This window comes from Pseudomonas chlororaphis subsp. aurantiaca (genome assembly GCF_013466605.1).
GTDB lineage: Bacteria > Pseudomonadota > Gammaproteobacteria > Pseudomonadales > Pseudomonadaceae > Aquipseudomonas > Aquipseudomonas chlororaphis_I.
In genome coordinates this window covers 226,338-238,767 of sequence record NZ_CP059162.1, presented here as the reverse complement: position 1 = coordinate 238,767, position 12,430 = coordinate 226,338, and the positions used below count along the sequence as shown (strand labels likewise).

At 62.7% G+C, this 12,430-nt stretch carries 16 protein-coding genes and 1 tRNA gene; 2 read left to right on the top strand and 15 right to left on the bottom strand.

Features of this window, described 5'->3' with window-relative positions; translation table 11 throughout:
* Positions 1-18: 18 nt before the first annotated feature.
* From H0I86_RS01020 to H0I86_RS01000, 5 genes are all read right to left on the bottom strand, one after another.
* The gene (locus H0I86_RS01020; RefSeq protein WP_023969935.1) at positions 19-657 is read right to left on the bottom strand and encodes a C40 family peptidase; all 639 of its coding nucleotides are present in this window, start codon (positions 655-657) and stop codon (positions 19-21) included.
* A gap of 101 nt (positions 658-758) precedes the next feature.
* Entirely contained in the window at positions 759-1,421 is a 663-nt protein-coding gene (locus tag H0I86_RS01015) for a hypothetical protein (protein ID WP_180923541.1), read from the bottom strand.
* 18 nt (positions 1,422-1,439) lie between these two features.
* Positions 1,440-1,667: a RebB family R body protein gene (locus H0I86_RS01010; RefSeq protein WP_023969933.1), complete on the bottom strand. Its 228-nt coding sequence runs from the start codon at positions 1,665-1,667 to the stop codon at positions 1,440-1,442.
* A gap of 119 nt (positions 1,668-1,786) precedes the next feature.
* Positions 1,787-2,317: an RNA polymerase sigma factor gene (locus H0I86_RS01005; RefSeq protein ID WP_258019385.1), complete on the bottom strand. Its 531-nt coding sequence runs from the start codon at positions 2,315-2,317 to the stop codon at positions 1,787-1,789.
* Between the two features lie 89 nt (positions 2,318-2,406).
* Positions 2,407-3,099 carry a Crp/Fnr family transcriptional regulator gene (locus H0I86_RS01000; RefSeq protein WP_016705018.1) on the bottom strand — a complete coding sequence of 231 codons (693 nt, stop codon included), beginning with the start codon at positions 3,097-3,099 and terminating at the stop codon, positions 2,407-2,409.
* Between the two features lie 254 nt (positions 3,100-3,353).
* Here H0I86_RS01000 and H0I86_RS00995 point away from each other — a divergent pair.
* Positions 3,354-3,430, top strand: a tRNA-Arg gene (locus H0I86_RS00995).
* Between the two features lie 65 nt (positions 3,431-3,495).
* Here the strand turns inward: H0I86_RS00995 and H0I86_RS31985 are convergent.
* The 3 genes from H0I86_RS31985 to H0I86_RS31975 all read right to left on the bottom strand — a co-directional run bounded on the left by H0I86_RS31985 (position 3,496) and on the right by H0I86_RS31975 (position 4,923).
* Positions 3,496-4,212, bottom strand: a complete 717-nt coding sequence (locus H0I86_RS31985) for an ATP-binding protein (RefSeq protein ID WP_258019384.1) — start codon at positions 4,210-4,212, stop codon at positions 3,496-3,498.
* Positions 4,209-4,520, bottom strand: coding sequence for a hypothetical protein (locus H0I86_RS31980; protein WP_258019383.1), 312 nt, complete (start codon positions 4,518-4,520; stop codon positions 4,209-4,211). Before H0I86_RS31980 ends, H0I86_RS31985 begins: the two co-directional genes overlap by 4 nt.
* A 115-nt stretch (positions 4,521-4,635) precedes the next feature.
* Positions 4,636-4,923, bottom strand: coding sequence for an ATP-binding protein (locus H0I86_RS31975; RefSeq protein ID WP_258019382.1), 288 nt, complete (start codon positions 4,921-4,923; stop codon positions 4,636-4,638).
* A gap of 864 nt (positions 4,924-5,787) precedes the next feature.
* Between H0I86_RS31975 and H0I86_RS00985 the strand changes: the two genes are divergently transcribed.
* The gene (locus H0I86_RS00985) at positions 5,788-6,339 is read left to right on the top strand and encodes a hypothetical protein (RefSeq protein ID WP_180923539.1); all 552 of its coding nucleotides are present in this window, start codon (positions 5,788-5,790) and stop codon (positions 6,337-6,339) included.
* A 12-nt stretch (positions 6,340-6,351) separates the two neighbouring features.
* On the opposite strand, the gene H0I86_RS00980 is transcribed toward H0I86_RS00985, so the two are convergent.
* The 7 genes from H0I86_RS00980 to pgaC form a co-directional block, all read right to left on the bottom strand.
* Entirely contained in the window at positions 6,352-6,543 is a 192-nt protein-coding gene (locus tag H0I86_RS00980; protein WP_180923538.1) for a hypothetical protein, read from the bottom strand.
* Positions 6,544-6,625: 82 nt separating this feature from the next.
* Positions 6,626-7,354, bottom strand: a complete 729-nt coding sequence (locus tag H0I86_RS00975; RefSeq protein WP_180923537.1) for a hypothetical protein — start codon at positions 7,352-7,354, stop codon at positions 6,626-6,628.
* On the bottom strand, positions 7,351-7,932 hold the full coding sequence (locus H0I86_RS00970; RefSeq protein ID WP_180925775.1) for an RNA polymerase sigma factor: 582 nt from the start codon (positions 7,930-7,932) through the stop codon (positions 7,351-7,353). The genes H0I86_RS00975 and H0I86_RS00970 overlap by 4 nt, the downstream gene beginning before the upstream one ends.
* Before the next feature lie 37 nt (positions 7,933-7,969).
* Positions 7,970-9,721: a vWA domain-containing protein gene (locus tag H0I86_RS00965; RefSeq protein WP_180923536.1), complete on the bottom strand. Its 1,752-nt coding sequence runs from the start codon at positions 9,719-9,721 to the stop codon at positions 7,970-7,972.
* Between the two features lie 88 nt (positions 9,722-9,809).
* Positions 9,810-10,370: a YbhB/YbcL family Raf kinase inhibitor-like protein gene (locus H0I86_RS00960; RefSeq protein WP_180923535.1), complete on the bottom strand. Its 561-nt coding sequence runs from the start codon at positions 10,368-10,370 to the stop codon at positions 9,810-9,812.
* A 231-nt stretch (positions 10,371-10,601) separates the two neighbouring features.
* Positions 10,602-11,078, bottom strand: a complete 477-nt coding sequence (pgaD, locus tag H0I86_RS00955) for a poly-beta-1,6-N-acetyl-D-glucosamine biosynthesis protein PgaD (RefSeq protein ID WP_180923534.1) — start codon at positions 11,076-11,078, stop codon at positions 10,602-10,604.
* Positions 11,078-12,427, bottom strand: coding sequence for a poly-beta-1,6-N-acetyl-D-glucosamine synthase (gene pgaC, locus H0I86_RS00950; RefSeq protein WP_180923533.1), 1,350 nt, complete (start codon positions 12,425-12,427; stop codon positions 11,078-11,080). The genes pgaD and pgaC overlap by 1 nt, the downstream gene beginning before the upstream one ends.
* Positions 12,428-12,430 lie beyond the last annotated feature (3 nt).

Below are 12,430 nucleotides of genomic sequence, written 5' to 3'. Positions count from 1 at the left end.
AGGCACGGGGCCGCGCCGCTAAAGCCGCACCTCGATGCCGTCCTGCCAGAAACCGGCGAAGTAGAACTTGCCGTCGCTGTCGCAGGACGAGGCCAGGTCCCAGGGGGTCATGGCGGTAGGCCGGGTATCGAAGACCGCGGGCGGCGGTGGCAGCAGGTTGGCGTTGTTGTAGAGGTTGCCGACCTCGTAGCTGTTGGCGACAAATTGCGAACAGAACGAGACGTTACCGATCGCCACCGACTCGTTGATCCGCGCCTGTAGCTCGGGGGTGAACGGGGTGCGCTTGAACACCGACAACGCCGCGTTCCATACGCTGTAGCGACCACTGATCTGGGTACTGCCGACGTCGCCGTTGAATTGCTCGGCGGCCACCACGGCGGCCCGGGCAAGATCGTCGTCAGCGCAGGAATAGACCATCGCCGAGCGCTTGACCGCCTCGCTCGACAGATCGGTCATCTGGATGCCACTGCCGACGCTTTCGATCACACAGGTATCGCTGATCGCGATGGCCGCGTGCACCACGGGCACATTCGGCGAACCGTCACCGAACATCTTGGCCTTGATCCACTGCCCCGCGCGAATGAACGCGCGGGGAATGCTGGTGGACAGCTTGTCGTCCACTTGGGCTACTGAAAAAACAATATCTCCAGGCTGCATGATGTCGCTCCTCATTGAAGAAAAGTGCTTGTTGAACGTGCTGCTGCACAGTCCCGGAGGGGCTCCGGGACTGGGTGCTCATGACGCCGGGACGGCGTGAATCAGGACGGCGGCGCGCCGCGGTTGGCCAGGGTGTTGCTGTACTTGGCGATGCTCTCGTCGATCTTGTCGATGGCGATGCCCGCCGCTGTCGCCTCCAGGGCGCCAGCCGCCGCGGCGACAGCCGCCGCCGCCCCCACCAGCAGGTCGGTGGCCAGGGCACCCAAGGCGTCCTCGGCGGCTTTTTCGGGATGGTTCTCGACGATGTTTTTCGTCATCTGCTCGAGCAATACCGCCTGGGCCGCCAGCGCCAGCTTGCTGACCCCGTCGAAATAGCCCGCCGCCGATTGCGCGACCAGGCCGGCGGCCTGGCTGATCATCATGTCCGGGGCGATGGCGATCTGCGCCGGGGCATAGCTGAAGGTCTGCGCGTTGGTGAACTCCACCGCCTCGACGATCTGGCTGTTCAGCGCATCGGTGCTGCCGGTCGGCGGCGCCGCGACCTGGGCCAGCAGGTGCTCGTTCATGCGGTCCATCACCGTGCGCGGCGGCTTGGCGGGAGCGCTGGGCGGCGGGGCGGCGCCCGCTGCGGCGGGATCGGCAACCTGGGGGCCAGCGGCTTCGGGATTGGTCGGCTTGGAATCGGCTGCCTCGGGGTCGGTCGCCGGCGTGGCGTCAGTCTCCGGCTCGGCGGTGGCAGCAGGTTTTTTCTTGAACCAGAACATGAGGTATCTCCCCAGGCGTCAGGCCTTCTCGCCGATCTGCATGATCAGCGACACAGCCTTGGAGATCACCGCGTTGGAGATCTGATTCAACGCCTGCTGGCTGTTGACCGCGTTCTGCAGGGACAGCCCCGCCGAATGGCTGGCCACCTGGTACAGCGAGGCAATGGCCTGGGCCGGCGCCTCGGCCACCACCTTGACGTTGGTTTGCGTTACAGCGTCAGTAATCTGGCTGTTGACCTCTGGCATACATCTCTCCTTGATGGAAGACGCCAGCGCAGGCGCGCTGGCGGTGAACTCGTCGACGGTTTCAGGTGCTCATGAAACAAGAACGCCTGACATCCGCGGCTGTGAATGCAAAGGTGCTTTCAGCGCAGCGCCTCGCGCAGCAACTGCACGCGCTTGCGCGCCAGGGGCTGGGCGATGCCCAACTCGGCGGCGATCTGCGGGTACGGCAGTTCCTCGACAAAACGCATTTCAAACAACCGCCGCTGGAGCAATGGCAACTGCGCCACGCGACTGCCCAGTTGCGTCAGTCGCTCGAACTGCTCGACATACTCGAGCACCGACAGGCAAGGCGCGGCGAGCAGGGCCTGGTGATCGTGCTCAAGGTCGACCGAATGATCGAACACCTGCCCTTCGCGCTTGCTGCGCCGCAGGCTGTCGAGGAAGACGTGGTCCAGCACCAGAAACAGAAAACCCTGCGGCTCTCGGATGCGTTCCGGGGAACGCCTGAAGAACAGCAGGGCTTTCACGGCCGTGTTGGACAGCCATTCCTGGGCCAATGTCAGGTTGCCCCTGGCTCGCCGATTGGCCCGGCGCATCAACTCGGGGTATACCGCTCGCCAGCTTGCCTCGAACAACCGATCGACCGCCGCCACTTCACGAAAAGATCCCATCGCCAGCACTCCCTGTGCATTCCTTGATGAGCCGACAGTCTCTGATCGCGCAACAGGCGTTCGCTGTTACCTGGGGAACAGTTGGACAATTAATTCAGCGAGCAAGCCTTACGCCGCAGATGCTCGACATCGTTGATCACCAGCCGGCCGCTCTGGCAACTGATCACCCCCGAACGCCGCCACAGCTGCAACTGGACATTCAGCTTGGGCCGGCTGGTGTTGAGCATCGCGGCCAGGATGCCCTGGTTGCGCGGCACCGCTGCACAGGTCAGCGGGGCTAGCTCGAAGTCATCGATACTGGCCAGCAGGAACCGCGCCAACCGCGACTCCAGGCGGTGCAGGCAAACCAGTTCGAGCAACTCCAGGACCTTCATCAGGCGCGTCATCAGCAGCATCAAGACCCGCTGCCAGAACAGCGGCTCGTCATACAGCACCCTGAAATGCCGCCGCCCCAACAGCAGCACCCGGGTCGGGCCACAGGCGAAGGCCGAAGTTTCCCGGGCGTGGCCCTCGATCAGCGCGGACTCGCCCACCACCTGGCCGACGCCGGCGCTGCCGACAATCTGCTCGCGCCCGTCCGGGCCATGAATCACCGAATACACCTGCCCTTCGGCGACCAGCGCAATGAAATCCAGCGCCTCGCTCTTGAGATAGAGCACCTCCCGGTCACTCAACGAGCGCTCCACGGAATGGGTGGCCACATAATGGATCAATGTGTCCGGCATCCCCCTGAACAGATCGGAGCGTGCCAGCAGAGTCTGACGCAACGAAAAATCGAGCATTACCGCGCCTTTTGAATGCATGCGTTCGCCTTGACTGGTAGGAAATCGCTGCGCCAGCACGCAGCGGTTAGAACGCTTGAAGCCATAGAGCAAAGCAAACAAAGGGACGTCCGACGGGAGGACTTGTGAATAGGGCGAAGGGGCTTTCGGGTATCGCGAAGGACAAGATAAACAACGAGGCGACGACCAATCATCACGCGAGAAAAAACCGCATGGACGCCCCAGGCCGACATGGGTATGATGTCGCCCGCACTGCACTCGTAGCTCAGCTGGATAGAGTACTGCCCTCCGAAGGCAGGGGTCGTGGGTTCGAATCCCGCCGAGTGCGCCAGCCAGAAACGCAAAAGCCCCAGGTCGCATGGCCTGGGGCTTTTTCGTTTCTGGCATTTGAGTGGCTCAAAGAATCAGTGAGCGTGTACCTACCACGTCGTCGCCAAGCAAGCCTGACATGGGATGCGAATGTCTAGAAATGTCTAAAAACCAGCCTTTAGACATTTTCCAAAGTTTGCCTTTAACCTCGATAACACCTTGATTTTTAAGGGCCTGCAATAGGTTCTTGATCTTGTTGGCCTTCTGCTGACGGTCTAGAACCTTGGGCAGTTTGTCTAGCAGCAGTTTGTCGATATCGGCGCGCCTGGCCGAGTCAAATTTCTCGATTAGCTGGCGGATCAGCAGCTTGTAGTGATCATCATCGAAGCCCCGATTCAGAATGTACTGCGCCTTGTCATCACTGTGCCGTGCCACTTGAGCGGAGATATGGAAATTGGGTTTGCGTCCCTCGATCAGCCCCTGAGCCTTGAGGTGTTGAATCTGCACATCGGTCAGCGGCTTTTGCTTCTGCACCCGGTCCAGCAGGATGATGTCGTCCAGCACCAGGCTGGGCAGTTCAGCCAATTTGCGTGCATAGCTGATGTCCAGCACGCGCCCGGTGATGGTCACCTGCACGCGGTTCTGCTCCAGTTGGTACTCGGGTAGGGGGAAGAAGCGGCTCTTCTGGATCAGGAACATCTTGCGAATGCCACTGCCAATGGTGTCGATCATGTTCAGGTTGACCATGGCATCGCTGAGAAAGCGGTTACGGTAGCGGCTTTCCGGTGCGTCGGCCTGAATCACCTGCTCCACTGAACCGGGGATAAGATACCGGGATTACTGAAACACAGCCGCCCATCCTCGAACTCCACTACCAAGACCTTGCCGCCCAGTTCGTAGTCCTGATGGGCAATAGCATTGTTCAGAGCCTCGCGGATGATAAAGGGGTCGTACTGGTCGACCTCCTCGGGGAACAGCGAGCCTTCGGCCATATAGCGGTATTTCAGATTGCGGATCTTGCGGTAGAGCGCATCCGCGCTGACCAGCAGCGGGCAGGAGAAGTGCTGGTAGTCGCGCTCCAGGCCATCACGATCCTTGAGAATCCAACTCAAGGTAGGAGAGGCAGGGTTGAGCCAGTGCGCTGCTTCCGACTTACCCAGCAACAGGATAGCGGTGCGGGTGATCTTCCCCTGGATGATCAGCTTGGCCTTATTGAGAAAGGTCTCGTCACTCCAACTCGGCAGGGTGTGCAGTCTTGTCGGCTACTTCTTTCTTCAATGCCTGCAGGTCCTTGAATGCCTCGCGGAACTTGGTGCCCACCACTTGGTGATTATCCTTCACACCAAATACCAGCCAGGCGCTGAGCAGGCCTTTGAGGTTCGCTTCGTTACTCAAGGCAGAGAAATATTTACCGAGCCTGCCAAAGTCATAGCCGTTTTTGGCCTCCTTGAACTCCACTACTTCGCTCTCGCCCGCACTGGCGAGCAAGCGCTGTAGTTGCTGCTGCATACCCATCACGTCTCCTCCCTGTTCTACGCCTCGGGTTCACCACGCCCGACACTTTTATCTTGCCGGCCACGACGCTATAGCTAAGTACACTTAACCAATGGAGCAGGGCCGACGATGCAATCCGCGTTTCTATGGCTAAAAAACGAAGGAGTATTGTGGCCCGAGGTTCAATCAATACCTCGCCGTGCCACCTCCAATAGATCCACTCCTTCCCTGAGCAGCAAATAAGCCGCGTTGGTCAATCGGTAAAGATCACCATCCTCAATGCCCTTGATCGTCACTGAGGTGAGGCTTTCCAAAAGATCTGTCCCCGCCTTGATCCTCTGATGAGCACAATCCAACACATGCGCACCGGCTCATCGCTATCGATTAGCAGAACAGGGCAATCAGGAAAATTGGTTTGCAGCGGTATGTACTTCGACATGACATGCCATCCCTAACTTGATTAAGAAGACTGCCGATCTCGTCGCCAAACGAGAGGGTGGCAGCTGTACGCAGGTTGGCGAACCGGTAAGTTAGTAAACCCGGCAGACCCAAAGGTCTCCCGCGCACAGCCGCCATTGATTGCCATCACCCGTACAGAAATGCACGCGCAAGGAGTCGATGACACGACTGCGCCTAACTTTAAACGGATCGCCAAATCCGGTCGCTGATTTTTCAGCAACAAGGGGAACTATAGGGATTGAGGTTTGGGAAGAGCAAAGCGGATTGGCTGCATTCGTTGTGAGGCATTTCGCTTCTTGCTGAAGCCTTTTCTCCCCGAAAACCCTTTAGGTGTCTCCGATCTTTTTTGCGATGATGCCTGCGCGCTGCCCATTACCGAGCGGATACCCGCCTTTTCTCGGCCAGACTCATGGAAGATCCCACACGATGAATATCTCGAACCTTTCCGCTAATACCGCGCCATCGCACCAGGCGCGTTATTACTACGGGCCCAACTACAAGAAAATGACCCTGGCGGGCCTGGTCTTCGGTGGGCTTTCGCTGTTCGCGGTGTTCGGCACACCCAGCGAGAACAACAGCGTGATCCGGCTGATAGAGGCCCTGGGGCTCAATGGTCATCTGGTCATGCAACTGATCGGCGTCCTGGGCCTGGCCATGACAGTCGCCGTCGCGGGTGCGCTGATCTTCCTGCGCGGTGCCGGCAATCGTTATGTGGTGCTGACGGATAAGAAGCTGGTGGCCCCGGTCAGCAACTTCAGTTCGAAGATCCGCGAGATTCGCCTGATCAATATCTCGGACGTCGAGCTGGTGGAAGTCTTCAACCAGCGTTTCATCCGCGTCCAGCACAGCGACGGCAAGATGGAACTGGTGGAGAACATGTTCAAGAACCAGGAGCTGTTCTACGACTGCTACAAGGCGATCGCCCTGGCCATCGAGGCCAAGGGCCAGAACGTGAAACGCGCGCCCGCCCGCAAGTAAACGCGCCGGGTTTCAGTCTGGCGTCTGCCGCTTCTGCGTCGACTCATCCTGATCCGCGACAGGCTGGGCCTGCTGCGGGTCTTCATCTTCTTCGTCGGCCTCGAGCAGAAAGTCCTTGCGACTCTCCTTGATGGCCTGGCGGATATCCGCGCCCTTGGTCGGGCAATTCAGCAGTGCAGCGATACGGTCGATGCGTGGCGCCATGGCCAGCCTCTCACTTTCAGGAAACTGGCTCGATAGTGCGCGTTTTCCGGGTGCCAGGCCATTACTTGCGCGCGTTTTACCCTCAGGGTTGCTGCAAAGCCCGCAGCCGGGCGTCGATGTCCTCATGGGGGAAGCGCTGTTTCAGGGCGCTGATGTACTGGTCGGCGACCTTGTCCTGGCCGGTCTGGCGCAGCCGCAACACCTCGCGCAGGGCGTCGTCGAGAATCGACTCCGGCGCCTCGCGCTCGCCCTGCTCCTTGCCCGGAAACGACGCCAGGTGCCCCAGGGACTCATAAGGTTTGGCGGCGAAGGCTTCGGTGTCCCGGGTCAGCGGCAGGCCCGCCACGGGGGCGGCGGGAGCGGGCGCCGACAAGGCGCCGCTGGCATGTGGCGTGGTGGCCAGTTCGAAACGATCCGATGCTTCCACGCTTGATTCGGCACGGGCCGATTCTGCGGGGGCGGCGTCGGCCGCAGTGGATTCGGCCTGGCGGCGCGCCAGTTGGGGGGCCGCGGCCTTGGCCATGGGCGCCGGGGCAAGCACCTGGCGGGGCGCAGGCTCTGGAGTGCGCTGCAACACGCCCAGCAACAGGGTCACGCCGAACAGGCCGGCGAACGCTACTTGCCAGCGCGGCTGGCGGCACAGATCGAACCAGCGTTGCCACAGGGAAGGCTTGGGGGTCGGGGCTTCGCGACGGGCCGTGGCCATGATCAGGGCGTCCAGGCTGGCCGGCGGTTCGCCGTGGCTGTGCTGGCGAATATGCTCGAGCATGCGCTCTTCTTCAGTGGGCGGAAGCTGTCGGGCGTCAGTCATGTCAGTACCTCCTCGGCCAGGAGCCGACGCAGTTTTTTCAGCGCATAACGGAAACGGCTTTTCACCGTTTCCAGCGGCGTATCGGTAAGACTGGCGATCTGTGGCAATTCCAGTTCGCCGTGGGCGCGCAGCAGGAACACTTCGCGCTGGTCGGCGGGCAGGTCCTGCAAAGCGGCGTCGATGCGTTGCCGTTCACGGCTCAGGCTCAGGTGCTGTTCCGGGCCGCTGGCGTCATCGGCCAGCTCATGCAACTGCTCGTCGTAGCTATCGTGCAGCGGGTTGCGCAGGCCGTGCTTGCGCCAGTGGTCGATCAGGCGATTGCGGGCGATCTGGTACAGCCAGGTGCGAAAACTGGCCCGGCCCTGTGGCGCGCTGGTGGTGCGGATCAGGCTGAGCCAGGTGTCCTGGTAGACCTCGTCGGCCAGCTCGGCCTTGTCGCACAGGCTCAGCAGAAACCGGTACAGCCCCTGGCGATGGCGCTGGTAGAGGACCTCGAAGGCCGCACTGTCACCCGCGCGATAACGCGCCAGCAGCGTTTCGTCGCTGCTGGCGGGTCCTGACCGGTTCACCGCAGGCATGGTCGTGCCGAACTCCTTCTGGTGGTGAGTCATGACGTTACTCACGGCGGCTCAGGGCCTGCGCGGAGCGTCCCGGTTGATCCGCCGGAGCGGCAGTCTGCAGGCTCTGCGCCAGTTCCACCAGTTGCACGAACTCGCCGCGCAGGCCGAAACGGTCTTCGCCCTTGGCGCCGCGGGCCAGGGCCACAGTGTCCTTGAGGCCGAAGTCGCCGGTGTAGCGACCGTCCTTGAGCTGCTGGGCGAACGCCGCCACGGCTGCGGCAAATCTTAGATCATCGCTGGCCTGGGCGAGTTTGCCGTGCTGCTGCGAAGCCAGGATCGGCCGCTCGATCAGCCGGCTGCCGCCGCCCTGCGGTGCCTGGTAGCGCACCCGCAGCATGGCCAGCTCGTCGCCCTTGCTGTTCGATTCCGACGACGCCTGGGCCTGGCCATAACGCAGCGGCTCCAGCCAGCCCCGCTCGCCCTTGGGCACGATTTCATACAGCGCGGTGACCGTATGCCCGGCCCCGATTTCGCCGGCATCGACCTTGTCGTTGTTGAAGTCCTCGCGTTTCAGCGCGCGGTTCTCGTAGCCCAGCAGGCGATATTCACTGACCTGGGCCGGGTTGAATTCCACCTGCAACTTCACGTCCTTGGCCACCACCGCCAGGGTCGAGCCGAGCTGGTCCACCAGGACCTTGCGCGCCTCGCGCAGATTGTCGATGTAGGCGTAGTTGCCATCGCCGGCGTCGGCCAGTTGCTCCATCAGGTGCTCGTTGTAGTTGTCCACGCCAAAACCGAGGGTGGTCAGCGACACTCCGCTTTTACGCTGCTCGACGGCCATCTGCTTGAGGCGGTCGAAGTCGCTGATGCCGACGTTGAAGTCACCGTCGGTGGCCAGCAGGATGCGGTTGATGCCGTTCTTGATGAAGCCCTGGCGGGCCATCTGGTACGCCAGCTGGATGCCCGAGGCGCCGGCGGTGGAACCGCCCGCCGTCAGTTGCTCGATGGCGTTGCGGATCTTCGCCTTGTCGCGCCCGGAAGTGGGCTCCAGCACCACCCGCGATTCGCCGGCATACACCACCAGCGACACCCGGTCCTGCTCGCGCAACTGGTCGACCAGCAGCTTGAGGGTGCTTTGCACCAGCGGCAGGCCTTCGCGGCGATCCATGGAGCCGGATACGTCCACCAGGAACACCAGGTTGGCCGGCGCCAGCTCGGCAACGGCGCGATCCGAAGCCTTGATACCGATGCGCAGCAGGCGGGTGTGGGGGTTCCAGGGCGACGGCGCGATCTCGGTGGTCACGCCAAACGGCGAGCCATCGCCGGGCAGGGCGTAATCGTAGGGGAAGTAATTGACCAGTTCCTCCAGGCGCACCGCGCCTTGCGGCGGCAGGCTGCCCTGGTTGAGCAGGCGCCGGACGTTGGCGTAGGCGCCGGTATCGACGTCGACGCTGAAGGTCGAGACCGGGGCCTGCGCCACGCTCTGGATCGGGTTGTCCGGCAGGTTCCGGTACTGCTCCCGCGGCTCGGCGCGGTAGCCGCCGGGCAGCGATTCGCGCGTCATCATCGAGGTGTGCATGGGCGTCGGGGCGAGCGCCTTGGCGTGGTTGGATCCGGCCAGGATCACATCGGCGCGCTGGGCCTCGCTCGGCGAGGGCACGGTAGCCTGGGGTGCGACCGTTTCCTCGACGGGCAAGGCGCCGCCCCGGGTATCCGGCGCGGACGGGCCGCAACCGGCCATGGCCAACAGCAACCCGGCGGCGCACCCGTGAACGGCGGGGCGAAGGTAGTACGGAGGAAGGAACATGGGAGCTGACCTCGGGAGAAATTGATCCATTCCCCCCTTCAGACGAAGCCCCTGGGCGATTCGGGTTAAGCCCCGGAAAATTTTTTTCTTAGCGCAGATAGCGCCGCACCACGCTGCTGTTACGCAGCACGTGGCCGTTGATCTTCTCCAGCAGCTGGGCGCGGGTCAGGCCGGCCGGCAAGGCATCGGGCGCCAGCTCCAGGGCGTAGATCTGGATGATGTAGTGGTGCGCGCTGTCGCCCACCGGCGGGCACGGGCCGACGTAGGTGGTGGTGCCCTTGCTGTTGGTGCCGCCCAGCCCTTCCAGGGTGCCCTTGGCCCCCGCGCCCGTGGCGATCTGCCGGGTCGTGGCCTTGATCCCGTAATGCACCCAGTGGTCGATACCCTGGCCTTTGGCGCCGTCCGGGTCGTGCATCACGATGGCGTAGCTGCGGGTGCCTTCGGGGCCGGCGGTCCAGGCCAGGGCCGGCGACAGGTTATGCCCGCCGCAGCCCTTGGCATCGCTGGCGCTGGCCGGGGTGAAGAGGCGGTTGTCCGAGACACCGGGCACGTTCAGGGTGAAACGCTCCTGGGCCTGGGCCGGCAATTGCAGGCACAGCAGGACGGCGCTGGCGGCCAGCCAGGTATTGAAAGAAGCAAAACGGGACATACGCGAGCACCTTCTGCGAATGGGTTCATCGGAGCCTGGAAACAGGAGCCTGGAGACTATAGCTGCGCGGCGAAGCGTTGCGCTTGAGCGATATTGCCGCTGATTGAGCTTGAGCCGCAGCCGCTTGTAAACGAAAAAACCCCGGATTTTTTCAACTCCGGGGCTTTTTTCGACGGCAACCGGGATTTTTACCCGGCCGCCCTGACCTGCCACCTTCAATCAGCGGCTGAATCAGCGCTCCATGGCATCCGCCAGCACCGGCGCATGCGGCGCACGTTCGGCGTTGAGGCGCATGAAGCCGGTGGTGACAAGGCTGATGCCGCCCTCCTCGTCGTTGTGCACCGTCATGGTCCCGGGCTGGCGCATGCGCGCAAAGTTGGCGGCGCTGAGCTTGAAGCTTTCGCTCAGGCGCCGGTCGTCCACCGCCGGCGACGGCAGGCGGCGCCGGGAAAAACTTTTGCTCTTGCGCTGCTGGTAACGCGCCCAGAGGATCAGCACGGCGGCATTGAGCAGGGCCACCCACAGGTAGATCTGCAAGGTGCCCAGCGCCTCGAGCACGCCGATTTCGATACGCGGGCCGTCGTGGGTGTCGATCAGCGGCCACAGGCCGCGCGCCAGCAGGTACACCAGGCCGATCCAGGCCAGCACGGTGAACGCCGCATCGACGAGCACCAGCAATGGGCGTTGACGGGTTCTGATGATCTTCATCAGCGAGCCTCCTCTTCATCATCTATGGGCTTGATGCCACGGTCGGGGCTGATCCAGCGCGCACGCTTCTGGTGTTGGCTGAACAGCACCTTGGGGAAACTGACAAGCGTGGTGAGCAGGCTGACGAACCAGAACACCAGGGGGTACCAGACCACCCAGAACATGGTCTTGCCCAAGCCCTTTTCATACCGGCGGTCGATCAGGATGCTGACCGCGAACTGCAGCAGGCAGACCATCGCCAGCACCAGCCCGGTGAAGGCCGGCGGCATCAGGCGGTCGACGGCGATGGCTTCGGGCATGACGATGAACTTGCCGACGCCCCAGAAGATCACCGACAGCAGGAAGGTGAAGGCCCAGCCGGTGGACAGGCAGTACTCGAACAACAGCGGCCAGAGGTAGCGGTGGCGCCATTGCCAGATCCCGCGGATGTTCTTGAACAGCACCTCGGCGCCGCCCTGGGCCCAGCGCAGGCGCTGCTTCCACAAGCCGTGCAGGGTTTCCGGCATGAGGATCCAGCACAGCGCCCGTGGCTCGTAGAAGATGCTCCAGTGATCGAGCTGCAGCTTCCAGCTGATGTCGATGTCTTCGGTGATCATGTCCGGGCTCCAGTAGCCGACCCGGTGCAGGGCCGAACGGCGGAAGGCGACAATCACCCCGGAGACCGTGAAGATCCGCCCGAACACCCGCTGGGTGCGCTTGATCAGGCCGATGATCGAGGAGAACTCGCCCACTTGGACCCGGCCCACCAGGGTCGAGCGGGTGCGGATCCGCGGGTTGCCGGTCACCGCGCCCAGGCGCGCATTCTCCAGCAGCGGCGCCACCAGGTAGGCCGCGGTGTTCGGCGCCAGCAGCGCGTCGCCGTCGATACACACCAGGTATTCGCTGCGCGCCGCCACGGCGCCCATGCGCAGGGCCACGGCCTTGCCCTGGTTTTGGGCCAGGTGCACCACCCGCAGCCGTGGATCCTCCAGCGCCAGGGCATCCAGCACTTGCGCGGTGTTGTCCTTGGAGCCGTCGTTGATCGCGATGACTTCGATGTTCGGGTAGTGCTGGGCCAACGCCGCGTGGATGGTGTCCGCCGCGTTGTCGCCCTCGTTGTAGCAAGGGATCAGGATGCTGATCAGCGGCTCGCCCGCCAGCGCCGGCGGCAAGGTGTCGTCCTTCCAGGGCCAGTGGCGTTCCCAGTGCAGCCAGAAGTACAGGCCGCCGGCGATCCACAGGCCGGACATGAACAGCGGGTAGAAGAACACGAAGTCCATCAGGAACTGGCCGGTCACCAGGAAGATCAGGCCCAGCGGCACACCGAGGACAATCGCCAGAACGAGCAGGGCTAACAGTCGATCCAACATGAT

Bases quoted from the DNA above. Each gene is read 5' to 3' on its own strand.
- H0I86_RS01005 (WP_258019385.1), bottom strand. From the start codon at position 2,317: ATGGGATCTTTTCGTGAAGTGGCGGCGGTCGATCGGTTGTTCGAGGCA.
- H0I86_RS01000 (WP_016705018.1), bottom strand. From the start codon at position 3,099: ATGCTCGATTTTTCGTTGCGTCAGACTCTGCTGGCACGCTCCGATCTG.
- H0I86_RS00965 (WP_180923536.1), bottom strand. From the start codon at position 9,721: ATGTTCCTTCCTCCGTACTACCTTCGCCCCGCCGTTCACGGGTGCGCC.
- H0I86_RS01015 (WP_180923541.1), bottom strand. From the start codon at position 1,421: ATGTTCTGGTTCAAGAAAAAACCTGCTGCCACCGCCGAGCCGGAGACT.
- H0I86_RS00985 (WP_180923539.1), top strand. From the start codon at position 5,788: ATGAATATCTCGAACCTTTCCGCTAATACCGCGCCATCGCACCAGGCG.
- H0I86_RS00960 (WP_180923535.1), bottom strand. From the start codon at position 10,370: ATGTCCCGTTTTGCTTCTTTCAATACCTGGCTGGCCGCCAGCGCCGTC.
- H0I86_RS00980 (WP_180923538.1), bottom strand. From the start codon at position 6,543: ATGGCGCCACGCATCGACCGTATCGCTGCACTGCTGAATTGCCCGACC.
- H0I86_RS31975 (WP_258019382.1), bottom strand. From the start codon at position 4,923: ATGGGTATGCAGCAGCAACTACAGCGCTTGCTCGCCAGTGCGGGCGAG.
- H0I86_RS00970 (WP_180925775.1), bottom strand. From the start codon at position 7,932: ATGCCTGCGGTGAACCGGTCAGGACCCGCCAGCAGCGACGAAACGCTG.
- H0I86_RS01020 (WP_023969935.1), bottom strand. From the start codon at position 657: ATGCAGCCTGGAGATATTGTTTTTTCAGTAGCCCAAGTGGACGACAAG.
- H0I86_RS00975 (WP_180923537.1), bottom strand. From the start codon at position 7,354: ATGACTGACGCCCGACAGCTTCCGCCCACTGAAGAAGAGCGCATGCTC.
- H0I86_RS01010 (WP_023969933.1), bottom strand. From the start codon at position 1,667: ATGCCAGAGGTCAACAGCCAGATTACTGACGCTGTAACGCAAACCAAC.
- pgaC (WP_180923533.1), bottom strand. From the start codon at position 12,427: ATGTTGGATCGACTGTTAGCCCTGCTCGTTCTGGCGATTGTCCTCGGT.
- pgaD (WP_180923534.1), bottom strand. From the start codon at position 11,078: ATGAAGATCATCAGAACCCGTCAACGCCCATTGCTGGTGCTCGTCGAT.